This window comes from Methanohalophilus sp. WG1-DM, assembly GCF_004104135.1.
Taxonomy (GTDB): Archaea; Halobacteriota; Methanosarcinia; order Methanosarcinales; family Methanosarcinaceae; genus Methanohalophilus; species Methanohalophilus euhalobius.
In genome coordinates, this window is the sequence record NZ_RRBA01000031.1 from 1 (window position 1) to 959 (window position 959).

Consider the following 959-nt stretch of genomic DNA (forward strand, 5'->3'; position numbering starts at 1 on the left):
ATTATGAGTAAATCAGAAAAAGTCCCACCGGGATTGGATGAAATCAAACTCCTGATCAATGAACACCGGAAAGAGATCAGGCAGGAGTACAAAGCCGAGGTTGTCGGAATCTTCGGGTCCTATGCCAGAGGGGAAGAAAAACCGGGAAGTGATGTTGATGTGCTGGTCAATTTTTATACCGGAGCAACCCTGTTTGATCTTGTGGGACTTGGCGACTATCTTGAAGACTTGCTCGGATTACCTGTGGACGTGGTATCAAAACGAGCCCTGCACCCCAAGATGCAAGATGATGTCCTGAAAGAGGTGACCCCATGAGAGATTCTGTACTTTATATCTCAGAAATGATCGATGCAGTCCTTTCCATTGAGGATTGCCAGTCTACTTCTAAATGAGGATAATTACTAAATATCTGAAATAAACAATGCTATATACAATCCCCAAAGTGATAATTGCTTGAGATGATAAGTCGATGTTGATCGAATATATACAGGCAGCCCTTGAAAGAGCCAAATATGAGATAATTGAAGATGAAAAGGAGCCTTACTATGGAGAAATACCTGAACTCGAAGGGGTCTGGGCAACAGGCACTTCTCTTGAAGAATGCCGTAAGAACCTGGAGGAAATCATCGAGGAGTGGCTCATTTTAAGATTGCGTAGAAATCTCCCCATTCCCCCTCTTGGCAACCATACAATAGACGATCTCGGAGAATTTGCCGTTGCCTAAGCTAAATCCTGTAGACTGGAAAACCCTTGTAAAAAGACTCAGAGAATTGGGTTTTGAGGGTCCCTATTCCGGAGGAAAGCATCCGTTTATGGTAAAAGGCGATCTTGTTTTAACCATACCAAATCCACACAAAGGGAAAATTGGTGTGGCTTTACTAAAAAGAATTCTTAAGCAGGCCAAAATCGCCAGGGACAAATGGCTTGAAACAAATTAATATTGTTATTTTCACTCCCCC

At 42.6% G+C, this 959-nt stretch carries 3 protein-coding genes; all 3 read left to right on the forward strand.

The features are described from left to right. On the forward strand, positions 1-315 hold a 315-nt coding region (locus CI957_RS10225; RefSeq protein ID WP_342764923.1), incomplete at its 5' end, for a nucleotidyltransferase family protein. Positions 316-469: 154 nt separating this feature from the next. Continuing rightward, the gene (locus CI957_RS10230) at positions 470-724 is read left to right on the forward strand and encodes a type II toxin-antitoxin system HicB family antitoxin (RefSeq protein WP_096713087.1); all 255 of its coding nucleotides are present in this window, start codon (positions 470-472) and stop codon (positions 722-724) included. After that, entirely contained in the window at positions 717-938 is a 222-nt protein-coding gene (locus CI957_RS10235) for a type II toxin-antitoxin system HicA family toxin (protein ID WP_096713086.1), read from the forward strand. The genes CI957_RS10230 and CI957_RS10235 overlap by 8 nt, the downstream gene beginning before the upstream one ends. Positions 939-959 lie beyond the last annotated feature (21 nt).

Excerpts from the sequence above, each read along its gene's own strand:
- CI957_RS10230 (WP_096713087.1), top strand. The coding sequence starts at position 470 with ATGTTGATCGAATATATACAGGCAGCCCTTGAAAGAGCCAAATATGAG.